The organism is Ruminococcus sp. J1101004sp1_RTP21198st1_B9_RTP21198_201120 (assembly GCF_040924245.1).
GTDB classification, from domain to species: domain Bacteria; phylum Bacillota; class Clostridia; order Lachnospirales; family Lachnospiraceae; genus Blautia_A; species Blautia_A faecis.
Map to the genome: position 1 here is coordinate 59,281 of NZ_JBCOMI010000010.1, position 24,551 is coordinate 83,831.

The 24,551-nt window shown below is 43.3% G+C and carries 28 protein-coding genes and 4 pseudogenes; 22 read left to right on the plus strand and 10 right to left on the minus strand.

Annotation, left to right across the window (positions count from 1 at the left end; translation table 11 throughout):
- Nucleotides 1-50: 50 nt before the first annotated feature.
- The 7 genes from AB5618_RS08505 (at nt 51) to AB5618_RS08535 (ending at nt 4,875) form a co-directional block, all read left to right on the plus strand.
- The gene (locus AB5618_RS08505) at nt 51-722 is read left to right on the plus strand and encodes a DUF4956 domain-containing protein (RefSeq protein WP_118581390.1); all 672 of its coding nucleotides are present in this window, start codon (nt 51-53) and stop codon (nt 720-722) included.
- Nucleotides 719-2,089, plus strand: coding sequence for a DUF4832 domain-containing protein (locus AB5618_RS08510; RefSeq protein WP_173771057.1), 1,371 nt, complete (start codon nt 719-721; stop codon nt 2,087-2,089). Before AB5618_RS08505 ends, AB5618_RS08510 begins: the two co-directional genes overlap by 4 nt.
- 63 nt (nt 2,090-2,152) lie before the next feature.
- A complete protein-coding gene (locus tag AB5618_RS08515) occupies nt 2,153-2,389 on the plus strand; it encodes a hypothetical protein (RefSeq protein ID WP_118581393.1) in 237 nt (78 codons plus the stop codon).
- Nucleotides 2,390-2,558: 169 nt separating this feature from the next.
- The gene (locus tag AB5618_RS08520) at nt 2,559-2,681 is read left to right on the plus strand and encodes a hypothetical protein (RefSeq protein ID WP_255610631.1); all 123 of its coding nucleotides are present in this window, start codon (nt 2,559-2,561) and stop codon (nt 2,679-2,681) included.
- Nucleotides 2,678-4,246 (plus strand): recombinase family protein, encoded by a 1,569-nt coding sequence (locus tag AB5618_RS08525; protein ID WP_173771056.1) that lies wholly within the window; start codon nt 2,678-2,680, stop codon nt 4,244-4,246. Before AB5618_RS08520 ends, AB5618_RS08525 begins: the two co-directional genes overlap by 4 nt.
- A gap of 54 nt (nt 4,247-4,300) precedes the next feature.
- A complete protein-coding gene (locus AB5618_RS08530; RefSeq protein ID WP_368072623.1) occupies nt 4,301-4,363 on the plus strand; it encodes a DUF6783 domain-containing protein in 63 nt (20 codons plus the stop codon).
- A gap of 14 nt (nt 4,364-4,377) precedes the next feature.
- Nucleotides 4,378-4,875 (plus strand): GNAT family N-acetyltransferase, encoded by a 498-nt coding sequence (locus AB5618_RS08535; RefSeq protein ID WP_173716238.1) that lies wholly within the window; start codon nt 4,378-4,380, stop codon nt 4,873-4,875.
- Nucleotides 4,876-4,982: 107 nt separating this feature from the next.
- Here the strand turns inward: AB5618_RS08535 and AB5618_RS08540 are convergent, their stop codons facing one another.
- Nucleotides 4,983-5,681 (minus strand): ABC transporter permease, encoded by a 699-nt coding sequence (locus tag AB5618_RS08540; RefSeq protein WP_173771055.1) that lies wholly within the window; start codon nt 5,679-5,681, stop codon nt 4,983-4,985.
- The gene (locus AB5618_RS08545; protein ID WP_173771054.1) at nt 5,674-6,441 is read right to left on the minus strand and encodes an ABC transporter ATP-binding protein; all 768 of its coding nucleotides are present in this window, start codon (nt 6,439-6,441) and stop codon (nt 5,674-5,676) included. Before AB5618_RS08545 ends, AB5618_RS08540 begins: the two co-directional genes overlap by 8 nt.
- Nucleotides 6,442-6,586: 145 nt before the next feature.
- Between AB5618_RS08545 and AB5618_RS08550 the strand changes: the two genes are divergently transcribed.
- The 4 genes from AB5618_RS08550 (at nt 6,587) to AB5618_RS08565 (ending at nt 9,968) form a co-directional block, all read left to right on the plus strand.
- Nucleotides 6,587-7,621, plus strand: a complete 1,035-nt coding sequence (locus tag AB5618_RS08550) for a lysylphosphatidylglycerol synthase transmembrane domain-containing protein (RefSeq protein WP_179988298.1) — start codon at nt 6,587-6,589, stop codon at nt 7,619-7,621.
- 24 nt (nt 7,622-7,645) lie between these two features.
- Entirely contained in the window at nt 7,646-8,284 is a 639-nt protein-coding gene (locus AB5618_RS08555; protein WP_330386377.1) for a CDP-alcohol phosphatidyltransferase family protein, read from the plus strand.
- A 177-nt stretch (nt 8,285-8,461) separates the two neighbouring features.
- Nucleotides 8,462-9,343, plus strand: coding sequence for a phosphatidylserine decarboxylase (locus AB5618_RS08560; RefSeq protein WP_173771053.1), 882 nt, complete (start codon nt 8,462-8,464; stop codon nt 9,341-9,343).
- A complete protein-coding gene (locus tag AB5618_RS08565; RefSeq protein WP_148462247.1) occupies nt 9,312-9,968 on the plus strand; it encodes an epoxyqueuosine reductase QueH in 657 nt (218 codons plus the stop codon). The genes AB5618_RS08560 and AB5618_RS08565 overlap by 32 nt, the downstream gene beginning before the upstream one ends.
- A gap of 13 nt (nt 9,969-9,981) precedes the next feature.
- Here AB5618_RS08565 and AB5618_RS08570 read toward each other — a convergent pair.
- Nucleotides 9,982-10,119, minus strand: a pseudogene (locus tag AB5618_RS08570) (DUF6783 domain-containing protein); the annotation flags it as partial.
- Between AB5618_RS08570 and AB5618_RS08575 the strand changes: the two are divergent.
- The 4 genes and pseudogenes from AB5618_RS08575 to AB5618_RS08590 all read left to right on the plus strand — a co-directional run.
- Nucleotides 10,057-10,197: a DUF6783 domain-containing protein gene (locus tag AB5618_RS08575; protein WP_334284869.1), complete on the plus strand. Its 141-nt coding sequence runs from the start codon at nt 10,057-10,059 to the stop codon at nt 10,195-10,197. The pseudogene AB5618_RS08570 and the gene AB5618_RS08575 sit on opposite strands and share 63 nt — an antisense overlap.
- Before the next feature lie 139 nt (nt 10,198-10,336).
- Complete coding sequence (gene argH, locus AB5618_RS08580) at nt 10,337-11,716, plus strand: argininosuccinate lyase (protein WP_173735144.1); 1,380 nt, start codon at nt 10,337-10,339, stop codon at nt 11,714-11,716.
- A gap of 223 nt (nt 11,717-11,939) precedes the next feature.
- The gene (gene asd, locus AB5618_RS08585; RefSeq protein WP_173735143.1) at nt 11,940-13,025 is read left to right on the plus strand and encodes an aspartate-semialdehyde dehydrogenase; all 1,086 of its coding nucleotides are present in this window, start codon (nt 11,940-11,942) and stop codon (nt 13,023-13,025) included.
- A gap of 8 nt (nt 13,026-13,033) precedes the next feature.
- A pseudogene (locus AB5618_RS08590) lies at nt 13,034-13,213 on the plus strand (DUF6783 domain-containing protein); the annotation flags it as partial.
- Here AB5618_RS08590 and AB5618_RS08595 read toward each other — a convergent pair.
- Nucleotides 13,163-13,282 (minus strand): annotated as a pseudogene (locus AB5618_RS08595) (hypothetical protein); the annotation flags it as partial. The pseudogenes AB5618_RS08590 and AB5618_RS08595 overlap by 51 nt on opposite strands.
- 42 nt (nt 13,283-13,324) lie before the next feature.
- Here AB5618_RS08595 and selD point away from each other — a divergent pair.
- From selD to AB5618_RS08610, 3 genes are all read left to right on the plus strand, one after another.
- Nucleotides 13,325-14,473 (plus strand): selenide, water dikinase SelD, encoded by a 1,149-nt coding sequence (gene selD / locus AB5618_RS08600; protein WP_243880023.1) that lies wholly within the window; start codon nt 13,325-13,327, stop codon nt 14,471-14,473.
- Between the two features lie 88 nt (nt 14,474-14,561).
- Nucleotides 14,562-15,317, plus strand: a complete 756-nt coding sequence (locus AB5618_RS08605) for a formate/nitrite transporter family protein (RefSeq protein WP_118581426.1) — start codon at nt 14,562-14,564, stop codon at nt 15,315-15,317.
- 1 nt (nt 15,318) lies between these two features.
- A complete protein-coding gene (locus AB5618_RS08610) occupies nt 15,319-17,379 on the plus strand; it encodes a DNA topoisomerase (protein ID WP_173735142.1) in 2,061 nt (686 codons plus the stop codon).
- Between the two features lie 499 nt (nt 17,380-17,878).
- Here AB5618_RS08610 and AB5618_RS08615 read toward each other — a convergent pair.
- Nucleotides 17,879-18,205, minus strand: a pseudogene (locus AB5618_RS08615) (DUF6783 domain-containing protein); the annotation flags it as partial.
- On the opposite strand from AB5618_RS08615, the gene AB5618_RS08620 reads away from it, so the two are divergent.
- Nucleotides 18,143-18,304: a DUF6783 domain-containing protein gene (locus tag AB5618_RS08620; RefSeq protein WP_306467790.1), complete on the plus strand. Its 162-nt coding sequence runs from the start codon at nt 18,143-18,145 to the stop codon at nt 18,302-18,304. The pseudogene AB5618_RS08615 and the gene AB5618_RS08620 overlap by 63 nt on opposite strands.
- A gap of 59 nt (nt 18,305-18,363) precedes the next feature.
- On the opposite strand, the gene AB5618_RS08625 is transcribed toward AB5618_RS08620, so the two are convergent.
- Nucleotides 18,364-19,107, minus strand: coding sequence for a TraX family protein (locus AB5618_RS08625; RefSeq protein WP_173769538.1), 744 nt, complete (start codon nt 19,105-19,107; stop codon nt 18,364-18,366).
- A 271-nt stretch (nt 19,108-19,378) separates the two neighbouring features.
- On the opposite strand from AB5618_RS08625, the gene AB5618_RS08630 reads away from it, so the two are divergent.
- A complete protein-coding gene (locus tag AB5618_RS08630; RefSeq protein ID WP_118581434.1) occupies nt 19,379-20,071 on the plus strand; it encodes an iron-sulfur cluster assembly scaffold protein in 693 nt (230 codons plus the stop codon).
- Nucleotides 20,072-20,098: 27 nt separating this feature from the next.
- Nucleotides 20,099-21,109 (plus strand): GGGtGRT protein, encoded by a 1,011-nt coding sequence (locus AB5618_RS08635; RefSeq protein WP_118581437.1) that lies wholly within the window; start codon nt 20,099-20,101, stop codon nt 21,107-21,109.
- Nucleotides 21,110-21,318: 209 nt separating this feature from the next.
- On the opposite strand, the gene AB5618_RS08640 is transcribed toward AB5618_RS08635, so the two are convergent.
- From AB5618_RS08640 to AB5618_RS08655, 4 genes are all read right to left on the minus strand, one after another.
- The gene (locus tag AB5618_RS08640) at nt 21,319-22,383 is read right to left on the minus strand and encodes a tyrosine-type recombinase/integrase (RefSeq protein WP_295260930.1); all 1,065 of its coding nucleotides are present in this window, start codon (nt 22,381-22,383) and stop codon (nt 21,319-21,321) included.
- 283 nt (nt 22,384-22,666) lie between these two features.
- Nucleotides 22,667-22,906, minus strand: a complete 240-nt coding sequence (locus tag AB5618_RS08645) for a hypothetical protein (protein ID WP_302995998.1) — start codon at nt 22,904-22,906, stop codon at nt 22,667-22,669.
- A 5-nt stretch (nt 22,907-22,911) separates the two neighbouring features.
- Nucleotides 22,912-23,148: a type II toxin-antitoxin system RelE/ParE family toxin gene (locus tag AB5618_RS08650; RefSeq protein WP_202017091.1), complete on the minus strand. Its 237-nt coding sequence runs from the start codon at nt 23,146-23,148 to the stop codon at nt 22,912-22,914.
- Nucleotides 23,149-23,186: 38 nt separating this feature from the next.
- Nucleotides 23,187-24,242, minus strand: coding sequence for a hypothetical protein (locus AB5618_RS08655; protein WP_295260931.1), 1,056 nt, complete (start codon nt 24,240-24,242; stop codon nt 23,187-23,189).
- 71 nt (nt 24,243-24,313) lie between these two features.
- Between AB5618_RS08655 and AB5618_RS08660 the strand changes: the two genes are divergently transcribed.
- Entirely contained in the window at nt 24,314-24,511 is a 198-nt protein-coding gene (locus AB5618_RS08660) for a helix-turn-helix domain-containing protein (RefSeq protein WP_118581605.1), read from the plus strand.
- Nucleotides 24,512-24,551 lie beyond the last annotated feature (40 nt).

Below are 24,551 nucleotides of genomic sequence, written 5' to 3' on the forward strand. Positions count from 1 at the left end.
CTTCTGAATAATTACAAAAAAGCACAAAGAGATAAGTGGAGGAATTTTTTATGAGTGTAAAGGACATGATCAAAAAATCAGTTCTGGAATCCGGAGCGTTTACCAATTATGATGTTCCGGGGATTCTCACAGCTCTTGCGGCGGCTCTGCTGTTAGGGGCGCTGATCTATCTGGTATACCGGAAGTTTTACGCAGGAGTTGTTTTTTCAAGAACATTTGCTGTTACTCTGGTTGGAATGACAGTGCTTACCTGTATGGTAACCTTGGCTATCAGTACCAATGTGGTAATTTCACTTGGTATGGTAGGAGCGTTGTCCATTGTCCGTTTTCGTACAGCAATTAAGGATCCTATGGATCTTTTGTATTTGTTTTGGGCAATCACCACAGGAATTACGGCTGGAGCGGGAATGTATGTCCTGGCGCTTCTGGCGGCTGCGATTATGATCCTGATGATTGTATTGTTTTATCACAAACAGCAGAGAGGAAAAATCTATATTGCAGTGATCCACTATACAGGAGACCAGGCAGGGGATGAGGTAATCCGCTGCTTTGGAAAAAGAAAGTATTTTGTCAAATCCAAGACCATGCGCAAAGAAAAAACAGAGATGGCAGTGGAATTGTACTGCCGACAAAATGACATGGATTTTATGGAAAAAATCCGCAGCATTGAAGATGTAGAAGATGTCACTCTGATTCAGTATAATGGGGAATATCACGGATGAAAAAGATTCTGGCAGCAATGTTGCTGATTCTGATAGTCATTCTGGCAGCTGGCGCAGGTTATCAATGGTGGTCTTCCGGAAATGGAAACAAAAAGCAGTTTCAGAAATCCCAGGAGATTTTTGGAAATCCGCTTATGGGATATGCACCAAGTGCCTGGTATGAGAATGTGTCAGAGGATATTTCGCTTTTGTATATGGACATTACCTGGGCAGAATTAGAGCCGGAAGAAGGGGTGTATGCCTGGGATTCCATAGAAGAGGAAAACCAGATAAACAGGTGGAAAAAAGAAGGAAAGCATCTGATCCTTCGTTTTGTCTGTGACATTCCAGGTGATGAGAAACATATGGATATCCCCCGGTGGCTGTATGAGAAGACGGGGGAAGACGGAACCTGGTATGACGGTGAATATGGAAAAGGATATTCACCGGATTACAACAATAAGGTTTTTATAGAAGAGCATGAGAAGGCAATCAAAGCCCTTGGAGAGCATTTTGGAAAAGACGGGCTGATCAGTTATATTGAGCTGGGAAGTCTTGGACATTGGGGAGAGTGGCATGTAAATTACAGCGAGGGGATTACGAGAATCCCTGAGGAAGCTGTAAGAAACCAGTATATTATGCCCTGGCTGGAAGCTTTTCCCGGCGTAAACATGCTTATGAGAAGACCTTTTCATATTGCAGAAGCTTATGGAATGGGGCTTTATAATGATATGACCGGGCATAAAGAGTCCACAGAAGAATGGTTGACCTGGATTCAGGAAGGTGGAGATTATGGACAGGCAGAGGAGAAAGATGCGCTTGGCAGTATGCCAGACTTCTGGAAGACAGCTCCATCGGGCGGTGAATTTACCAGCTCTGTTTCCATGGAACAGATGCTGGTGACAGATCTGGAACAGACTGTAGAATTGGTCCGGAAGTCTCACACTACATTTTTAGGTCCGAAATATGCAGACAGTCAGTATAAAGATGGCTATGACAAAGTGCTTTTGAATATGGGGTACCGCCTGTGGATCTCAGAAGCTGCCTGGAAAAGGGAGGGGCAGGAAAATTGCCTGTGCCTGACCTGGAATAATGACGGCGTTGCTCCGTTTTACAAAAACTGGCCAGTATATCTGTATCTGGAGGATCCCTCTGGAAATACAGTGGAGAAGACTGAAATCAATATGCTTCTTTCTTCTGTTTTACCAGATACACAGCTTATTACTCGGACTGTATTTGAAACCCGGGATATTCCGGCACTTTTGAAGGAGGGATATGCTCTGTCTGTGGGAATTGAAGATCCCATGACAGAAAAGCCTGGCGTAAGGCTGGCAATGGAATGTGCTTACCAGAATGGCAGAAATATACTATGGCAGAAGGAAAAATAGAGTGGCTTTCGGTCCCTTTGTTTTCGGAAGAACCGGTAATAAAAAGTTGGAAGAGGTAGAGAAATGTCAGAAAAAATAGTGAAATACGAGTATGAATATGGCCTGTGTAAACGGATGCACTACCGTGGATTATGGTGCGTGCGTTATGAAGGTGTGCCAGGGCATTTTGAGAAAGCGGGTATGGCCTGTTCCTGTGCAGTGGATGGCTGTGATAAGGATTGTGCAGTTATGGAAAGTGCGGATGCCGTTATTGATCCGGAGTGGGAGTGGCATATGCTGGACAATCCGCCTGGAAGATAGAAAAAAATTACGGCAGAGACAGGAAGAACTGCATATTATACCATAAGGCATGAAAACCGGAGTTGATAGTATGAGTCTGGCGGAATCCTTAAATTGGGAGCAAGAAGAGCAGTGCACATCCGTTTTTTCACGGTCTGTTACCAACCGGAAAAATCAGGAAAATTTAAAATTGTCAGAGAAAAAGGAATTATTAAAGAAAATCGCAGATATTCTTGCAGAGGAAAAATGGATTACCTCAGCTGAATTGTTGGTTTTGAAGGAAAAAATAGAAAAATACGGTGGCACTTTATGACCAGGGCAGTGATCTACTGCCGGTGCAGTACAGAAGAGGAGTGCCAGAAGGATGCGCTTATAAGACAGGCGGCGGAGGCAAGAGAATGCGTCTGCCGCCTGAACTGGTCCTTAGAGGATGAATATATAGAAAGCAGGTCCGGTACCAGCACCCGGGGACGGGAACAGTACCAGCGGCTTTTTTCTGACCTTCTTAGAGATAAATTTGAGATTGTAGTGATAAAATCCCAGGACAGACTGATGCGAAACACAAAGGATTGGTATGTTTTTGTGGATCGGCTTGTGACTTGTGGCAAACGACTGTATCTCTATCTGGAAAACCGTTTTTACAGTGCCGATGACAGTCTGATCACTGGAATCAAGGCAATTCTGGCAGAGGAATACAGCCGGGAATTAAGCCGTAAGATCAATAACGCCCACCGGAACCGGCAAAAGACTGGAAGTGCCCTGATGCTTACTTCCAATACTTATGGCTACCGGAAGCTGCCAGATAAAAGCCTGGCGATCATAGAGGAAGAGGCACAGGTGAAAAGAAAAATGTATGAGCTTTGTGCAGGAGGTCTTGGCAGCAGATGTATCGCCCGGATCCTGCGGGAGGATGGTGTGCAGAAACGAAATGGAAGCTTTTTTACCGATTCTGATATCCGCCGCATGATCCGAAATCCTGTCAATAAAGGTACTGTGGTCATGAACCGGAAACATTATGATTTTGATACCAGGCAGGTGGTAAAAAATCCACAGGAACAGTTTTATATTTATGAAAACCGGATTCCGGCAATTGTGTCAGAAGAACTGTGGAAGGCTGCCAATGAAGAAATCGACAAAAGAAAGAAACCTGTCGGAAACCAGGAGAGAACGGCCAGGTGCTTTGGAGTAAATCCGGGAAAGCATGTGTTTAGCGGAAAATTGGTCTGTGGTTTGTGCGGGGCCCCTTTTTACCGGACAACAAGAAAGAGAAAAAACTATAAAATCCATGAATGGAAATGCAAAATTTATCTGGAACAGGGGAGAAAAAAGGAGGAAAAGCCAGGCGGCTGTGCCAATATCCATCTGGAAGAGGAAAAGTTGTTTCTTCTTCTGGAAAGGTCCGGAGGAAAAGAAATCCTGCCAGATCAGGAAAGGGAGATTACGGATTCTTTCATGCAGCTTTTGAAGGAAAGTCTGGAAGAAAACCAAAAGAAGAATTTGGAAAAGTACGAACAGCTGGAAAAAAAGATTAAATACCAGCAACAGCTTTTGCTGGACAAATATCTGGAAGGCCTGGTGGAAGAATCTCTTTACCAGATCAAGGAAAGGGAACTGCAAAATAAATTAAAGAACAACACCGGCAGCAGAACGTGCAGGCAGAAGAACAGGGATTTTCTGGCAGAGGAACAGGAAGAAGTGGAAAAAAGGCTTCGGGAGACAGAGCAGTTTTTAAAAGAACATCATGTGATTCTAAAGGCCCACGTATTATGTGAGTTAAAAATGGTGGAGAAAATCCTGATTTATCCGGATCATCTGAAAGTGGTAAAGAAACAGGGAAAATGCATTATTGCGGCAGAGACCTTTGATATGCTATACTGAAAAAATCGTAACTGCCCGTCATGTCTGCAGTTACAGACATTACTTAGAGCCTGTTTGAAAAATCATTCTCGCAATCTGCACGCCTTGCTGTGCGGTATATTTTGTCCGAACAGGTAGAAAGGAACAGTATTATGAATATCAGAAAATCTACACTTCAGGATCTGCCACAGATACTGAACTTATATAAAATTGCCCGGGAATTTATGAAAAACAACGGTAATCCAAACCAGTGGGAGGACCGCTACCCGGAAGTTTCAACGGTAGAAAATGATATAAAAACAGGAATTTCCTATGTATGCGTGGAAAATGGGGGAATTGTGGGAACATTTGTATTTTTTACAGGAGAGGATCCTACTTACCGTGTGATCGAAAATGGTGAATGGCACAGCGACAGGGAGCCCTACGGCGTGATTCACAGAGTCGCTTCCAATGGAGTAACAAAGGGTGTGACCAGGGCTGCTTTTTCTTATGGATTGGAGAGAAGCGGATATGTGCGCATTGATACCCATGAGGATAACAAGCCCATGCAGGGCGCTTTGAAGAAATTTGGTTTCAGGGAATGCGGTGTGATCCATCTGGAAAGAGGGGCGGAGAGGATTGCCTTTGACTGTCGGAAAGAGTGGCTTTGAAAAATAAAATTAAATTTCTTTTTTGAAGAAATACGGGACTGCACTTCGTTATAGAAAATTGGAAAGAGAAGAGGACAGCATTTTGGGGAAACTGTCAGAATGCGTACTCACTGGAATGTCTGACTTCCATATATGATCAGGTAGCCAAGCCCCTGTCTTGCACCGATGAATTCGCCTATGATCACCCCTACCAGGCAAAGACCGATATTTACTTTCATATTTGCAAGAATAAGGGGCACGGAGGAGGGCAAAACAATTTTTAAAAGTTCTTCTTTTTTACCGCCTCCAAGTGTGCGGATCAGCTTCAGCTTTTCCTGGCTGATCTCCCCGAAGCCTGTATACAGGTTCAGAATCGATCCAAAAATTGCCACAGACATACCTGCAACAATGATGGTCCGCTGACGGGCACCCAGCCATACAATGAGAAGGGGGGCCAGGGCAGACTTAGGAAGGCTGTTCAGCACTACCAGATAAGGCTCCAGTACTTTTGCAAGTCTGGGGCATCCCCACAGCAGAATGGAAATGCCAAGACCCAGGACTACTACGAAGAGGAAACTAAGAAGAGTTTCTTTCAGGGTGGCGCCAATGTGGATGAACAGCGAGTGGTTTTGGGCCATCTCCATAAAGGTTTTGAAGATCATGGAGGGGCTGCTGAAGATGAAAGAGTCGATCCAGCCAGCCCTTGCCAGGATTTCCCATTGTGCCAGAAAAATAAGAAAGACCAGAAGCCTTGCGCTTACAACAAGGCGACGGTCCCTTTTCTGACGGGCAAGATATGCTTTTTGAGTGGGGGAAGGTTCATGCATTCTGATTCAACTCCTTCCAGATCAGATTAAAGTAGGATTTGAAAGCCGGGGCATTTCTCGAAGAAAGGGGCGTGCGGTCTTTCATATCCAGATCAATGGGAACAATCTTTATTACAGTGGCAGGACGCTTTGAAAGAATCAGTACCCGGTCTGCCATGCTGATGGCTTCGGAAATATCATGAGTGACAAGAATAGCCGGCTTTCGTTGTTTTTTCAGGATTTTTCCAATGTCATCACTTACGTTCAGCCGTGTCTGGTAATCAAGTGCGGAGAATGGTTCGTCGAGAAGCAGAAGATCCGGTTTTAATGCAAGGGTGCGGATCAGTGCCGCCCGCTGTCGCATGCCGCCGGAGAGCTGGCTTGGACGACTGTCACGGAATTTGTCCAGCTCATAAAGCTTTAATAGTTCATCTACATAGGAAAGATTGTCTTTTGTGAGTTCGCCTTGTATTTCCAGTCCAAGGAGAACATTGCGGTAGATGCTGCGCCATTCCAGAAGGTGGTCTTTTTGAAGCATATAGCCAATACGGGCGCTGTCCTTGTTCAGTGGCTTTCCATTCATAAGAATGGTTCCGCTTTCCGCATGTAAAAGCCCGCAGATCAGATTCAGCAAAGTGGACTTTCCACAACCGGAAGGCCCCACGACAGCCAGAAACTCTTCTGGCATAAGATGAAAAGATATATGAGAAAGGGCAGCCGTTTCCCCGGATAAGCTATGGTAAGAAAGGCACACATCCTTTACTTCCAGAAGCGGATTCATAATCAAACCTCCATTTTCGTATAATTTATGATATGCTTTTGGGGTGGGGTGTGTTATAATGAAGTGATTTATCTATGTGCAGAGTGTAGCGAAGAGGAGTTCGCGGTTTCTGTACCGACAATTTTTTTAGAAAGAAAATAATATTATGAGTAAAAAGCAAACGGTTTTCAACCTGTTATTTCTGGTGATCGTTTTCGGTCTTACCGTGTACCTGGTTTTTCGCGGCAAGGACATCGGGGATATTATCCGTACTGCCAGGGAAGCTGATGGAAGATATCTGCTTCTGAGTCTTGTGTGCGTGGTATTTTTTATTCTTGGCGAATCGGTTATCATTTTTTATATGATGAAAACACTTGGAGCCAGTGTGAAAATGACTCATTGTGCACTGTATTCCTTTGTTGGATTTTTTTTCAGCTGTATTACTCCGTCTGCATCAGGCGGACAGCCCATGCAGATCTTTTACATGAAAAAAGATAAACTGCCTATTCCGGTAACCACTCTGGTTTTGATGATCGTTACCATCACCTACAAGGCAGTTCTTGTAGTGATCGGTGTTCTGATCTGTTTTCTGGGCGGTGATTTCCTGAGAGGCTATCTTGGGGACTATATGTGGGTGTTTTATCTAGGCGTGGGTCTGAACGTGTTCTGTGTTACCTTTATGATGATATTGGTGTTTGCCCCAGGCCTTGCGAAATGGATCATGGTAAAAGGTCTGAAGATCATTGAGCATGTCCGGATTCTGAAGCCAAAAAAAGCAAGGCTTGAGAAGCTGGAGGCTTCCATGGACCAGTATCACGCAACGGCAGCCTTCTGGGCCAGCCATAAGCGGATCATACTGAATGTATTTATCATTACATTTGTGCAGAGGTGTATTCTGTTTACGGTCACTTACTGGGTGTACCGCGCTTTGGGACTCCATGAGTATGGAATCCTGACCGTTACTATTTTACAGGCGGTGATTTCAGTATCTGTGGATATGCTTCCTCTTCCGGGAGGCATGGGAATCAGCGAGACTTTATATATGGTGATGTTTGTGCCCGTATTTGGACCGCTTTTGCTGCCATCTATGCTGCTCAGCCGTGGAATTTCCTATTACGGACAGATGCTGATCAGTGCACTTATGACCTGTGTGGCACATCTTACCATTGGAAGGAAAAACGAAGAGATACAAAGGATGTAATTAACTGCAATGAAGGAAGAACGTTTGAAAAAGGAGAAACAGGATATGCTTGGATTTTATGATTATACGGTGGTGCTTACATACATCAGTCTCGCTGTTTCCGTATTTGGAATGACAAGAGCACTGGAGGGAGACTTCAAAGTTGCAATTTTGTGTCTGGCACTGTCCGGACTTTGTGATATGTTTGACGGGAAAATCGCCCGTACAAAGAAGAACCGTACAGAGGATGAGAAGAAATTTGGAATTCAGATCGATTCCCTGTGTGATGTGGTATGTTTTGGTGTGTTTCCGGCAATGATCTGTTATTGTCTGGGAATGAACCATATCCCAGGAGTGATCATTCTCTGCCTGTATTGTGTAGCTTCTGTAATCCGTCTGGGTTACTTTAACGTAATGGAAGAGAAGAGACAGAACGAGACCTCCGAGCTTCGTCACTATTACCAGGGTCTGCCAATCACTTCGATGGCGATCATCCTTCCGTTCCTTTATCTGCTGAGAAGAGGATGCGGGAAAAATTTCCTTCTGGTGATCCATGTGGCAGTGGTAGTAGTCGGAGTGCTGTTTATCAGTGATTTTAAGGTGAAAAAACCTCAGAATCCAATGGTGATCCTTCTGGTTGCCCTTGTGGCACTGGCGCTTTCCATGATGTTTCATCTGTTATAAAACGGATATTCACCATATATGAAAGTCAGCTGTCTGGCGCCTGTTGCGCTCCTGCAGCTGCCGGCTGCATTCGTAATCCGGGCTGTCGCCAGACGATATCCATGAATTCGCTTATGCAGGCATGGCTCATTTGTGGATGCCATCGGGAACTTTTATAGCAAATGCAGGGGAGGTATTATGAAATATATAGACAGAAAAGGCAACATCACAATAGAGGAGAACAGACAGGATAAATTTTTGCGCCATCTGTATAATGACTGGGGCGGACGTCTTTGCCTGAAGATCATAATACAGCCTTTTGTTACCAGACTGGGCGGCTGGTTTTTGAATACCAGGCTTTCTGCGAGGATGATTTCTGGATTTGTGGAGCGCAATCACATTGATCTTTCCGGCTGCACCAGACAGGCGTTTGCTTCCTATAACGACTTTTTTACCCGCAGGCTTAAAGAGGGGCAGCGGCCTGTGGCAGCGGATGACAGCGTACTGGTCAGTCCTTGTGACGGAAAGGTTACAGTAAGCCGTATTGGCAGTGATTCCAGGTTTTATATAAAAGATACTCTGTATACTCTGGAACGCCTGCTGAGGAATAAAAAGCTGGCAGAGCGGTATCTTGGCGGTTATGCAGTGATCCTCAGGCTGACAGTCGATGATTATCACCATTACTGCTATGTGGCAGACGGAGAGAAATCTCCGGATGTAAAGATCCCCGGTGTTTTTCATACGGTAAATCCTGCTGCTAATGACGTATGCCAGATTTATCATGAGAATACCAGAGAGTATTGCCTGTTAAAAACAGAGCAGTTTGGAACCATTGCTATGATGGAAGTCGGAGCTATGATGGTGGGGAAAATTACCAATCTGAAACCTGGTGCCTGCGAAGTGAAAAAGGGTGAAGAAAAAGGTTATTTTGAATTCGGAGGTTCTACCATTGTCCTGCTTCTTCAGCATGGAAAGGTAAGAATGGATTCTGACCTGATTGAGAATTCTGAGAATGGATATGAAACGATTGTAAGAATGGGTGAGAGAATTGGCAAATGTAAATTACCAAAAAGAGCTTGAAAAATTAATCGAACAGCATGAGAAAGAAGGAAAGGTTCCCAGACTTTTTCTTCATGCATGCTGTGCGCCCTGCAGCAGTTATGTCCTGGAATATCTTTCCAGGTTTTTTTCTGTTACAGTATTTTTTTATAATCCCAATATTTCTCCCAAGGAGGAATATGAGAAGCGGGTGGCAGAAATCCGCAGGCTGATCAGCGAGATGGAGTTTCTTCATCCAGTCGATCTGGTGGAAGGCGCGTATAGACCAGAGGATTTTTATGCCATGGCAAAAGGGCTGGAGGATGTACCGGAGGGAGGAGAACGGTGTTTCAAATGTTATCGGCTTCGAATGGAGGCAGCAGCAAAGCTGGCGCAGGAGGGCGGATATGATTATTTTACCACCACACTTTCCATCAGTCCCTTAAAAAATGCGGGAAAGATCAATGAGATAGGCCAGGAACTTGCACAAATCTATAAAGTGGAGCATCTTCCGTCTGATTTTAAGAAAAAGAACGGATATAAGCGGTCTATAGAACTTTCCCATGAATATGAGCTGTATCGGCAGAATTATTGCGGGTGTGTGTTTTCTAAGCGGGAGAGCATAGAGCGGGAAAAACAGAAACAACAAAACGGTTTGGTGCAGTAATGTATAGCGAAAATCATAATGAAAGACTCTTTGCAATTAGCAGAAAGTGTGATAAACTGGAGCGTGTTTGAAAAAGGCTTTCTGCAAGATGTGCGTCACAATTTGTGGGAGATTTCGCTCGGATGAGGGCGCCGTAGCGGGCTACGGCAACCGAATTCGGGCGAAATCTCCCGCAAAGTGGGGCGTGCAGATTGCGGGAATGATTTTTCAAACACGCTCTAGCACTTGATTGTAGTAAAGTTAGAAAGAATTTGTAAGGTTCCTATAATACTTCAAAGTGTATTTCTGTAAAATTCTTAAGCATCTTGCTTTTGGAATAAAAATATTGAAAAATTCGTGGGACTTTGCAGGAAATGAGGGAAAATATTATGGCACAGCTTTGGGGCGGACGCTTCACTAAGGAAACCGATAAACTGGTTTATAATTTTAATGCATCCATTTCATTTGACCAGAAATTTTATGAACAGGACATCCGTGGCAGCAAGGCACATGTAAAGATGCTTGCAAAACAGGGGATTCTGACAGAGAAAGAGAGAGATCAGATATTAGAAGGACTGGAGGGAATCCTGGCAGATGTGAAAGCAGGCAGACTTGCAATCACATCAGAATATGAGGATATCCACAGCTTTGTAGAGGCAAACCTGATCGACCGTATTGGTGATCCGGGTAAGAAGCTTCACACGGGAAGAAGCCGTAATGACCAGGTTGCACTGGACATGAAGCTTTATGTGCGTGATGAGATCGATGAGATTGACCAGGAAGTAAAATCACTGCTTGAGGCTCTTCAGAAAATCATGGAAGAGAATGTGCATACGTATATGCCCGGCTTTACCCATCTCCAGAAAGCCCAGCCAGTTACGCTGGCGCATCATGTGGGAGCATATTTTGAAATGTTCCGCCGTGACAGAGGCCGTCTGTTTGATATCCGCAAGAGAATGAACACCTGTCCTCTTGGCGCGGGAGCTCTTGCAGGAACTACCTATCCGCTGGACAGAGAATACACCGCACAGCTTCTGGACTTTGATGAGCCAACCAGAAACAGCATGGACTCTGTATCTGACAGAGATTATGTGATTGAACTATTGTCTGCACTTTCTACGGTTATGATGCATCTCAGCCGTTTTTCCGAGGAGATTATTCTCTGGAATTCCAATGAGTACCGTTTTGTGGAAATTGATGATGCATACAGTACCGGAAGCAGTATTATGCCTCAGAAGAAGAACCCGGATATTGCTGAGCTGGTAAGAGGAAAAACAGGACGTGTTTATGGAGCTCTGACATCCATTCTTACTACCATGAAGGGAATTCCGCTGGCATACAATAAGGATATGCAGGAGGATAAGGAACTTACGTTTGACGCTATTGATACTGTGAAAGGTTGTCTGGCTCTTTTTACCGGCATGGTATCCACCATGCAGTTTAATAAGGCGAACATGGAAGCAAGTGCAAAGAATGGCTTTACAAATGCTACTGATGCTGCAGATTACCTGGTTAATCATGGCGTGCCTTTCCGTGATGCGCATGGAATCGTTGGACAGCTGGTTCTGAAATGTATCGACAAGGGGATTTCCCTGGATGAATTGTCCCTTGAGGAGTATAAAGAAATCAGTCCTGTGTTTGAGCAGGATATTTATGAAGCTATCAGCATGAAGACCTGTGTGGAGAAACGTATGACTCTTGGCGCTCCCGGTCCGGATGTGATGGAGCAGGTAATTGCAGGAAATAAAAAGTATCTGGAAGAGAACTGAAAAGAGGACACATCTTGTAGAATGCCTTTTTCAAATATGCTTTGGGCAGTTCGGTGGAAAGTAACGAAAGAATCTTGTTTTACAGGATTTTTTGGGTAAATGAGATAAATTTATTGCTTTAATATGATAAAATTTAAGAAAGTACTTGCATTTTCTCAGAACATGGTATAGTATGTCATAGAAATACACATGTACGCAGAGGAAAGAATGAGGAGAGAATATTATGAGTGAAAAGCTTAGAGTTGGTATTTTAGGTGCTACCGGAATGGTGGGTCAGAGATTTATTTCCCTGTTAGAGAATCATCCATGGTTTGAAGTTGTAACTGTTGCAGCAAGCCCGAGAAGTGCTGGAAAGACTTACGAGGACGCTGTAGGAGGCAGATGGAAAATGGATACTCCAATGCCGGAAGCAGTGAAAAAGCTTGTTGTTATGAATGTAAATGAGGTAGAGAAGGTTGCGTCAACTGTTGACTTTGTATTCTCTGCTGTAGATATGTCCAAGGACGAGATTAAAGCCATTGAGGAAGCATATGCCAAGACTGAGACACCAGTTGTTTCCAACAACAGCGCCCACAGATGGACACCTGATGTGCCGATGGTAATTCCGGAAATCAATCCAGAGCATTTCGAAGTTATCAAACATCAGAAAGAGCGTCTGGGAACAAAGAGAGGTTTCATCGCTGTTAAGCCAAACTGTTCTATTCAGAGCTATGCGCCTGCACTTACTGCATGGAAAGAATTTGAGCCATATGAAGTAGTTGCTACTACATATCAGGCAATTTCCGGAGCTGGAAAAACATTTAAGGACTGGCCGGAAATGGAGCATAACATCATTCCATATATTGGTGGCGAGGAAGAAAAAAGCGAGAAAGAGCCGCTTCGTATCTGGGGTAAAATTGAGGACGGCGTGATTGTTCCGGCGAAAGAGCCTGTTATCACATGTCAGTGTGTTCGTGTGCCAATCCTGAATGGTCACACTGCAGCTGCATTTGTAAAATTCAGAAAGAAACCTACGAAAGAGCAGCTTGTAAAAGCACTTGTAGAGTTCAAGGGGGTTCCCCAGGAACTGAATCTTCCAAGCGCACCGAAGCAGTTCATTCAGTATCTTGAGGAGGATAATCGTCCACAGGTTACAGAGGATGTGAACTTCGAGAACGGAATGGGCGTATCAATCGGAAGACTTCGCGAGGATACTGTTTACGACTGGAAGTTCATCGGACTTTCCCACAACACTGTAAGAGGTGCTGCAGGTGGTGCTGTTCTTTGCGCAGAGACATTGAAGGCGCAGGGATATATCCAGGCGAAATAAATTGAAGAGTGAATAAATGCAGGGAGAATGCTGCCGGATGTGGCGGCATTCTCCCTTTTTGGATAGTTGACAATCTGCACGCCCTACTTTGTGGTATATTTCACTCGAATTCGGCTGTCGTAGCCCGTTACGGCGCCTTCATCCAGGCGAAATCTCCCACAAATTGTGACGTACATCCTGCAAAAGCCTTCTTCAAAAATAGTAACAGATAAACAACTAAAATAAAAAACTGACCGTTTACGATAGGGAAGATTCATGTTAAAATAGATAGCACGTTAGAAATGACAGGAGGTGAGTCCATGAGTGACAGAGAGCGAATCCGCCTTACCCAGTATTCTCATACATCTGGCTGAGCGGCGAAAGTAGGTCCGGGGACCCTTGCCCAGGTTCTGGGTAAGCTGCCGAAGTTTTATGATTCGAATTTACTGGTCGGAACGGAATCTTCCGACGATGCTGCTGTATATCGCATATCTGATGATCTGGCCATGATCCAGACTGTGGATTTTTTTACACCGATCGTGGACGATCCTTATACTTTCGGACAGATCGCAGCGGCAAATGCGTTAAGTGATGTGTATGCTATGGGTGGAGAGCCTAAGCTGGCATTGAATATTGCAGCCTTTCCTAATTGTCTTGATCCGGAGATTCTGGGCGAGATTCTGCGGGGAGGTGCAGACAAGGTAATGGAGGCTGGTGCTTCTCTTGCGGGAGGACACACGATTCAGGACGATGAGCCGAAATATGGCTTGTGCGTTACCGGATTTGTAAATCCTGCCTCAATGTGGAAAAATATTGGAGCAGAGACCGGAGATGTTCTGATCCTTACCAAGCCTCTTGGAACCGGAATTCTTTCTACTGCAGTGAAAGGAGAGATGGCATCTGAGGAAGAGACTGCCTATGCAGCTTCTGTGATGGCGACTTTGAACAGGTATGCCAGAGATAAAGTGGCAGATCTGCAGATTCATGCCTGCACGGATGTAACAGGTTTTGGTCTTGCCGGACATGCCCTGGAAATGGCGAAGGGAAGTGGGAAGACCCTTTGTATTTCTCTTGGTTCCCTGCCGATTATGAAAGGAGCACTTGACTATGCTTCTATGGGATTTATTCCTGCAGGTGCATACCGCAATCGGGAATTTGCAGGGGGAGAGTGCGAGTTTTCATGGAAGAATCACAGTGGGGAAAGCAGTGAGAATTTCTGGCTGGAAAAGACCAGGTGTGAAGCTGCGGAAAATGAAACAGGCAGAAGTGAAACCATCATAAATGAAGCAGAGCTTGCTGCCCGTGAGGATATAGTATTTGACCCGCAGACTTCCGGAGGGCTTCTCCTGAGTATAGATTCTCAGGATGCGGGCAAGGCAATTAGTCGACTGTCTTCTCTGTCGCTTCCCTGTGCTGTGATTGGACGGGTAATTAATTTACAAAAGAAACATCTCGTTTTTGTGAAATAGTTCCTAATTGATAAAAAATTATCAACTTCTATTGTGAAAAATACATCAAAGTGTTATAATTGTAAAAAACAATACGGAGGTGTTTTTTATGAACTATGAAGATGTGCAAAAACTTTCAAACGCAGCCAAAAACAAAATCGGGCTGCTGAACGGCAATTTCCTGAAGTACTTTCTTCGGGCTGTAATGGCTGGTTTCTTTATTGATGTGGCAGTTATTTACAGCAATGTTATAGGAAGTGTATTTTCAGGATCAGATCCTGCCTGGGGCAAGTTTCTTGGAGCTGTAGTGTTCTCCATTGCTGTTCTTCTGATCAGCCTGGTTGGCGGCGAGCTGTTTACCGGTAATAACATGGTAATGGCATTCGGCGCCTTCGACAAGAGTGTATCCTGGGGGGATGCAGGCAAGGTATGGCTGGTAAGCTACCTTGGCAATTTCGTTGGATGTGCAATTATGGCACTTCTTTTTGTAGGAGCAGGTGCATCCGGCTCAGCAGATTATTTCGCAGGCTTTATTAACAACAAGCTGACGATCCCTATGGGACAGATGTTCATGCGTGCAATTTTGTGTAACTTCTTCGTATGTCTTGGTGTACTCTGCGGAATTAAGCTGAAAAGTGAAACCGGTAAATTCCTTATGATCGTAATGTGTATCTCTGCATTCGTTTTCAGCGGATTTGAGCACTGCATTGCAAACATGGGAATTTTTGTAGTAAGCCTTGGTCTGGTAGATGGCCTTTCCGTTGGTCTCATGCTGAAGAGTATGCTGATCGTAACCATTGGAAATATGGTGGGAGGTGCTCTTTTACTGGCATGGCCATTAAGAAAGATGAGCGCAGATAAATAATATGTCAAAAGCTTTATACATAGCAGAGAAGCCCAGCGTGGCTCAGGAATTTGCGAAAGCTTTAAAATCTGGCGGACAAAGACGGGATGGCTATATCGAGTCTGATACCTGCGTGGTGACCTGGTGTGTGGGACATCTGGTCACCATGAGCTATCCTGAGAAATATGATATGAAATACAAAAGGTGGAGTTTAGATACCCTGCCTTTTTTGCCGCATGATTTTAAATACGAAGTGATACCTGGCGTGGAAAAACAGTTTCAGATCGTGAAAGGGCTTTTAAACAGACCTGATATTGATACCATTTATGTGTGTACCGACTCTGGGCGTGAAGGTGAATATATTTACCGCCTGGTAGCACAGATGGCGGGAGTGAAGGACAGGACGCAGAAGCGTGTGTGGATCGACTCCCAGACTGAAGAAGAGATTCTTCGGGGAATCCGTGAGGCAAAGGACATCTCAGAATATGATAACCTTGCCGCAGCCGCCTATCTTCGGGCAAAAGAAGATTATCTGATGGGAATTAATTTCTCACGTGTACTGACTTTGCGTTATGGAAACAGCGTAACCAATTATCTTGGAGGCAAATACCAGGCAATTTCCGTTGGACGGGTTATGACCTGTGTCCTTGGGATGGTAGTTCGCCGCGAGCGGGAAATCCGCGCATTTGTGAAAACACCTTTTTACAGAGTTGTGAGCAGCATTGCTCTTGAAGGAGAAAGCTTTGAAGGAGAGTGGAGAGCTGTAGAAGGCAGCCGCTATTTCCAGTCCCCTGTTTTATATAAAGAAAATGGTTTTAAGAAAAAAGAAGATGCCCAGAAGCTGATCTGTGAATTAAGTACACAGCAGCCTCTTATATGTACGGTGGAGAAGATTGAGCGAAAGAAGGAAAATAAGAATCCGCCTCTTCTGTTTAATCTGGCAGAGCTTCAGAATGTCTGTTCCAAACTGTTCAAGATCAGTCCGGATGAGACTCTTTCAATTGTGCAGGATCTTTATGAAAAGAAACTGGTCACATATCCCAGAACAGATGCCAGAGTTTTATCGACAGCTGTGGCAAAGGAGATTTATAAGAATATTTCCGGGCTTCGGAATTATCCTCAGGCCGGGGAAGCTGCGCAAGGTGCGTTAGAGCTTGGCGTATACAAAAATATCGCGAAGACACGTTACACCAATGACAAACAGATTACAGACCATTATGCTATTATTCCTACTGGCCAGGGACTTGGCGCACTAAAGGGACTTTCTCTGACGGCACAGCGGGTGTATGAGACGATTGTGAGACGATTTTTAAGCATTTTTTATCCACCGGCTGTTTATCAGAAGGTAAGCCTTGTGACGAAAATGGAGAATGAATCTTTCTTTTCTTCTTTTAAAGTTTTGCTTAGTGAAGGGTATCTGAAGATTGCTGCAAATTCTTTTGCAAAAAAGAGTATGGCAGAAGCTTCCGGAAAAACGCCCGAAAGTGAAGGAGAAGGTGAGGTTTCCTGCGACGAAGCTTTGTTAGCTGCATTGCAGAAACTGAAAAAGGGTGATATACTAAACATAAATGGTCTTGGTATCAAGGAAGGAGAGACATCTCCACCGAAACGATACAATTCCGGTTCTATGATCCTGGCAATGGAGAATGCAGGCCAGCTGATCGAGGATGAGGATCTTCGTTCACAGATCAAGGGAAGCGGAATTGGTACCAGCGCCACCAGAGCAGAGATTTTGAAGAAGCTGTTTAATATCAGATATCTGTCTCTGAATAAGAAAACCCAGGTGATCACACCTACCCTTCAGGGGGAAATGATTTATGATGTGGTAAACTGTTCTATCCGTCAGCTTCTGAACCCGGAACTGACTGCCAGCTGGGAGAAGGGACTTACCTATGTAGCAGAGGGATCTATTACAGAGCAGGAATATATGGATAAGCTGGAGCACTTTGTAAGGATTCGTACCAAACAGGTGGAGGACAGTCATTTTCAGTATGCGCTGAGGCAGTTTTTTGATGCAGCTGCGCAGTTTTATAAGAAGCCGGAGCGGGAAACTGCTATGAAAAAAAGGCAGAACACGCTCTGATACAGATTGGGGAATAAAGGAAATCATTCATTAAATTAGATTTATATGAGGAGGATGTATTATGTTAAAAGATTTTACCATCGCAAACATGCTGGATATGACCCAGACCATCGCAGGAGAGCTTTTCCAGGGGAAAACCTATCCGTGGGAAGTTCTTCCGGAGATTGGTGATTTCATTGTGAAATTGGGAAAAACATTGGATCCAGATGAATATGACTATCTGGAGGGGGATATCTGGATTGCGAAATCTGCCAAGGTTGCACCTACCGCCTGCATTAACGGACCAGCCATCATCGGCAAGAATACAGAAGTGCGCCACTGTGCATTTATCCGCGGCAAAGCTCTTGTAGGAGAGGGCTGTGTAGTGGGAAACTCCACAGAGCTTAAGAATGTAGTCCTTTTTAACAATGTGCAGGTTCCCCATTACAATTATGTAGGAGACGCTGTACTGGGTTACAAATCCCATATGGGTGCAGGTTCCATCTGCTCCAATGTAAAGTCAGACAAGAAACTGGTTGTTGTAAAAGACGGCGAGGAGAAGATTGAGACAGGACTTAAGAAGTTTGGTGCCATGCTGGCAGATTATGTAGAAGTTGGCTGTGGTTCGGTTCTGAATCCGGGAACTGTGATTGGAAGAAACACTAACATTTATCCGCTTTCTCCAGTACGTGGATGCGTTCCGGCAAACAGCATTTATAAGAATAAAGACGAGATTGTAACAAAGAATTAAACTAGAGCGTGTTTGAAAAAGGCTTTCTGCAAGATGCGCGTCACAATTTGTGGGAGATTTCGCCCGGATGAGGGCGCCGTAGCGGGCTACGGCAACCGAATTCGGGTGAAATCTCCCGCAAAGTGGGGCGTGCAGATTGCGGGAATGATTTTTCAAACAGGCTCTAGTATAATAAAATGGCTTGGCAGAAAATGAATTCTGTCAAGCCGTTTTTTCTGGACATGTCCATAAATGATTTTTATATCATAGCTGTTCTAAATTCCAAACCACATCTTGCGGATTACGGTCAGTATAGCAATATGTACCGGATAAAAAGCATAGAAGAGGTATTTTACCCATTTCCCCTGAATAAATCCTCGTTTTTCATTGTACATATTCAAAGGGATAAAAGCAAAGCAAGCCTTCCATTCATAGATCAGCCAGCAGCTTCCAATAACTGCCTGTGCAGGTTTGTGCTGATGCAGCCAGTACATGATCAGGAGAAATACAAAGCCTTTATATCCGTAATCTGCTTTGAGAAAATAGGAGACTGCAAGAAGCAACAACATGCAGAAAAGCTGCATGGAAGCATTTTTTTCAAAGCGTTCGACCAGGCAGAATGCAAGATATCCCAGAAATAAGGTGAAAAAAACGTTCTGCTTATCTGGATACAGCAGAGTGCCATTTTGTGCAAAATTCCATGGGATTTCTGAAATACAGGCGAAAATCAGAAGATTTCTTCCATATTTAAAACGGTTATGGGTGTGAAGAAACCCTTCCACAAGCAGGAAACAGAAAATAGGGAAAGCTGAACGCCCCACGTCACGCATTACCCGGTATAGGGAATAAGTGGTGCTGCCTATTTGAAACCAGGGTGCAATGGCTGGCGGGTAGTGACGCAGAAGGAAAGAAGCGGTATGGTCGATCAGCATAATCGCCATAGCCAGCATCTTCAGGGTACTTCCGCTTAGGATTCTCAGTTTTTCGGGCATAAAAGAAGTTGAGGTTTGCGATGACATATCTATGTAAGTCCTCCTGTTTTGAATATAAAGTATTTCCGGATGCTTTTTGCTATGAAAATTCCAGGTGGCAGCTGTGATCGGAATGTTCTTATGTAGTTTATCATGAAAATGAAATTTCTACAAGACAAGTTCAATAAATGGTACCGACAACTTTTTCGTAAATTTTGCAAAATATGACTAGACGAATGAAGGATTTTGTGAGAAAATAACACTAGGTTGTTAGGTCTTTAACAACGATTAAGTAATCAACACTGAAAGGAGTCTTAAAATGATTTACACTACTGAAGTTGAAAACATGTGCCCAGTAGCTAAGGGTGCAAAACATGAGCCAGCTCCGATCCCGGAAGAAGGCCAGTGGGTCCATGCAAAAAAAATTGAAGATATCTCTGGTTTTACACATGGTGTAGGCTGGTGTGCTCCTCAGCAGGGTGCCTGTAAACTGTCCTTAAATGTTAAGAATGGTGTAATCGAGGAAGCCCTTATTGAGACAATCGGATGCTCCGGTATGACACATTCTGCAGCTATGGCAGCAGAGGTTCTTCAGGGTAAGACAATTCTTGAAGCATTAAATACAGACCTTGTCTGTGATGCAATCAATACAGCAATGAGAGAACTGTTCCTTCAGATCGTTTACGGACGTACTCAGAGTGCTTTCTCTGATGACGGTCTTGCTGTTGGTGCAGGTCTTGAGGACCTTGGTAAAGGCCTTCGTTCCCAGGTTGGTACAATGTACGCTACCAAGGAAAAAGGAGTTCGTTACCTGGAAATGGCAGAGGGCTATGTAACAGGTATTGCTCTTGACGAAGACAACGAAGTAATCGGATATCAGTTCGTTTCTCTTGGAAAAATGACTGACTTTATCAAAAAAGGTGATGATCCTAACACTGCATGGGAGAAGGCAAAAGGTCAGTATGGCCGTGTAGCTGATGCTGTTAAGATTATTGACCCAAGAAAAGAGTAAGCCACAAGCGAAAGGAGACGAACAGAAATGGCATTATTTGAAGGATATGAGAGAAGAATTGCTCAGATCAATTCTGTATTAAATAGCTATGGAATCAGCTCTATCGAAGAAGCTGAGAAAATCACAAAAGACGCTGGTCTTGATGTATATGACCAGGTTAAGAAAATTCAGCCGATCTGCTTTGAGAATGCTGCATGGGCTTACACAGTAGGTGCTGCAATCGCAATCAAGAAAGGCTGCAAGAGAGCTGCTGACGCTGCTGCAGCTATCGGAGAAGGACTTCAGGCTTTCTGTATTCCTGGATCTGTTGCTGACCACAGAAAAGTAGGTCTTGGACATGGAAATCTTGGTAAAATGCTCCTTGAGGAAGAGACAGAGTGCTTCTGCTTCTTAGCAGGACATGAGTCTTTCGCAGCTGCTGAGGGTGCGATCGGTATCGCTGAGAAAGCAAACAAAGTACGTCAGAAACCATTACGTGTTATCCTGAACGGACTTGGAAAAGATGCTGCCCAGATCATTTCCCGTATCAACGGATTCACATTTGTTGAGACAAAATACGATTACAAAGAAGCTAAATTAAACGTAATCTATGAGAAGCCATATTCAAACGGACTTCGTGCTACTGTAAAATGCTACGGTGCAGATGATGTTCAGGAAGGTGTTGCTATCATGCATCACGAGAACGTTGGTGTTTCCATCACTGGTAACTCCACTAACCCGACTCGTTTCCAGCATCCGGTTGCAGGTACATACAAGAAAGAATGTATCGAGCAGGGTAAAAAATACTTCTCCGTTGCTTCCGGCGGTGGTACAGGACGTACTCTTCACCCAGACAACATGGCAGCAGGTCCTGCTTCCTACGGTATGACAGATACTATGGGACGTATGCACTCTGATGCACAGTTCGCTGGATCCTCTTCCGTACCGGCTCACGTTGAGATGATGGGTCTTATCGGAATGGGTAACAACCCGATGGTTGGTGCTACTGTTGCTGTAGCTGTTTCTGTTGAGGAAGCTGCTAAGGCTGGCAAGTTCTGATTATATAAATTGTAAAAGCGTTGAAAGTGCCGTAAACTCAAGGGTTTACGGCATTTTTGTTACTGTCTGGATTTCTTGCAAAACAGTATGAAAATATATGAAAAAATGGCGGTAACTAACAAATAACTAACAGGTAACTGACAGGCGTAACTGACAAGTAACTAACAAACCTACCACGAAAAAAGCAGCAGGACAATGCCTGCCGCCAATCATTTTGTTATCTTTTCCATTTCTCTTTTCAGATCTTCCACAGTTCGGTGAGTATATATCTTTTCTGTGATATCTGCAATTTCATGTCCGACAATCATTTTAAGTATATATTCATTCATATTTGCTTCTTTTGCTTTCGTAATAAAAGTGTGTCTGGTGTCGTGGGGCTTGTGATCCATTCCCAGTCGTGCCATAACCTTCTTGAAACGTCCACGATATTTGTCATATGTAAGGGAAGTGCCCTGCTGACCGTCCGGATCATTGAAAAGATATTTGCTTCCCATACCGACTGCCTGATTGTAATTCTTACGTACCAGATCAGCAACCAATGGATGAATTGGAACCAGGCGGTTACGGCCGGCATCTGTTTTTAGTCCACCGGTGTATGTCATATTATCCAGATCTACATCTGCAACTTTCAGAACTGCCAGTTCCTGGGGACGCCATCCGGAATAAATTCCGATCAGGACCATATCTGCGAATGGTATTTCCGGATGTTCCATAAGGGCTGTAATTTCCTGTTCAGAAAAAGGAATGCGGACGATAGTAGGGCGTTCTCTTTTAACACCATCACATAAGGCTGCATAGTTTTTATCCACAAGCTCATGCTTCATAGCCCATTTATACATAAGGTTAAACAGACTCTTCATTCGTCCCTTAGTGCTGGATCCTACGTTTGCACTATGAATGGTTCCTTCAAGATGTTCGACTCGGACATCTTTTATTCGCATATCATAAAGAGGAGTACAGTACTTGTAGGCTGCAGTGATTGTACGTATGCTGGAAGCATTGCTGAGTGTAGGGAAATATTCTTCAGACCATTTTTCGTATACTTCCGAAAAAGTTGTCTTATTAAAATTCAGATCATAAGGATTTTCATTGTATTGTACAAGAGCAGTCATTGCTTCCTGTCTGGTAGCATAATATCCGATTGCCTGTTGCTTCTGCTTTACTTTTTGTCCTTTCTCATCAAATTCCCATCCGAAGGTTTTGGCTGCCACCCATGGCCGCCGGCGTCTGCCAGATAGCTTATATACAGAACCGAATCCATTTGGAAGTTTCATAACATCACCTTTCTTCTAAAAAAGAGTATAAAAAATACACCTTTGCAGGTGTAAAGAAAAGTGCTATAATAATCTTGCTATGGAATGATTATAGCAGTTTTCTTTATACTGCAAATTATTCAACAGATCGCTCTGGTGCTGGTAACACCGGGGCGATTTTTTATATAAAGTAAAAGACACCCATGCAATATACTTGTATGAGTGCCTTTCAACCATAATCAATATGGTTCTCTCACAAGTATATTACTATAAAAGTAAAGTATCTGCAATTTTTTCTTACAAATTAGTTCATTTCAAGTTCCTTCATCAGTTCTTCCTGAGAAACAAATTCGTGACACTCAGGATTCTTGCGGATTTCGTCCAATAGCATTAGATCAATTTCATCTGGTTCTACTTCCTCAATATTATCCCAGGTCTTGGGAGCAATGATGTAGCGGCTCTGGATCATCTTCCAGAAGAATTCGGCTTCTTTATCGTTCATAAGGGATACAGCACCGATGATACGTTCCTTTGTTGCTGTCATAGTAATCACACTCCTTTATAAATCTGTCCACGGTTTCCGATAGCTTCAATTAATAAAATATTTCCATTTATATCAAAAATAATACGATAATCTCCAACACGAAGCCGGTAATCATTTCTGCCCTGTAATGCTTTGACATCACCAGCAGGAAGAAGATTGATAGCATTTATGATTCTCTTTCGTGTAGGGACATCTTGTTTCTTTAGAAATTTGAGCGCTTGCTTAGAATACTGGATTTCCAAATAAACACCTCCAATAATGTTGTAGCTATAAATTGCTATTAAAAATAATCGTTATATGCTTTTGTATAGTTACTGTGTAGTAAATTGTCTATTTTGCTGTTGAAAGAAGTTATTTTCCAAGCTGATCCAGACTTCTTTAATTTTAAGGTAAGATTTCCGTAGCTGTAATCTATTCCTGCTTTACTATGTACACAAATGCGTTCGTACATATACTTTAAAAGTTGAGATTCAGAAATGTTCGGATTTTTCAACTGGTAATAAACTGAGTTTTCAAATGCTGCTTTGAATACGTTATATCTGTTTGGATATTTGTAACTAAGCTTCACAGTGGCATTCTTTCCGCTGACTTTTATTGATTTTAGTTTGTAAGAAATACGTTTGTTATATTTCTTATAATATTGAGGCATGTAGCTATTTTCAATGAATAATTTAACACTCGAAGGTTTGGTAAAACATTTTGTTAGTTTACTTGTATTATATTGCTTCGCATATTTGAAAAAACGATCTACACTCTTTTTCACTTGTTTTTGCGCAGTGGTCATTTTTTGCTTTGGAATAATTATCTTATCTTCAGTGAGACAATTTATGCAATAACGCATACGCACACCAGTTTTAAATATAGTCGGCTTTTTATCAATGTACCATTCTCCCCATACATGATTAGAAGCTGGGATGATGGTAGTTTCTTGAGTATGACAATATGAACAGGATCTATAGGCTTTTTTTTCTTCTGTACATATATTAGTAGCAGTTTTCCAATCAGACCAGGAATGAATTCCGTTGGTTGGAACATCTTCTTGTTGAGTTTTGTAACAAAAAGTACAAGTGCGGGTCTTAATTCCAGTATATGTACAGTTTGGAGCAGTTGTAATTTGCCATTCTCCCCAAGGATGATCAGAAACTGGGAGACTAATGGTTTCAATTTTGCGACATTTTTGGCAAATTTTCATTTCTGATCCTTTGGAAAGACAATCAGGCTCAATTCTATAAACTGTTTCCCAGACATGCGAACATTCTGAAGCATGAATTGGAATTACTGACAATAAGCATAGAAGAAAACCGACAATGCAAGATAGTATTAATTTCTTTTTCATAAAATCCCCCTTCCGTATATTACCAAGATAGTAATAGTATCAAACATAATTTTTGTGTAAATAATAATCTTATGAAGATATTATTAACTCAAATTATGTATGAGAAAAATGTATCTGTACGGCAGCTGTCGAACATGACCGGAATCCCGAAATCCACGATCAACAATATTATGATCGAGAAGTATTCACCAACCCTGGACAACTTAGAAAGGATTGCCAAGGCTCTGAAAGTCGGGATGGTAGATCTGTTTGATTCACCGTACAAATAAGTGTCCAGTAGACTGGACGATTTTGTTGCCAAGTAAAATT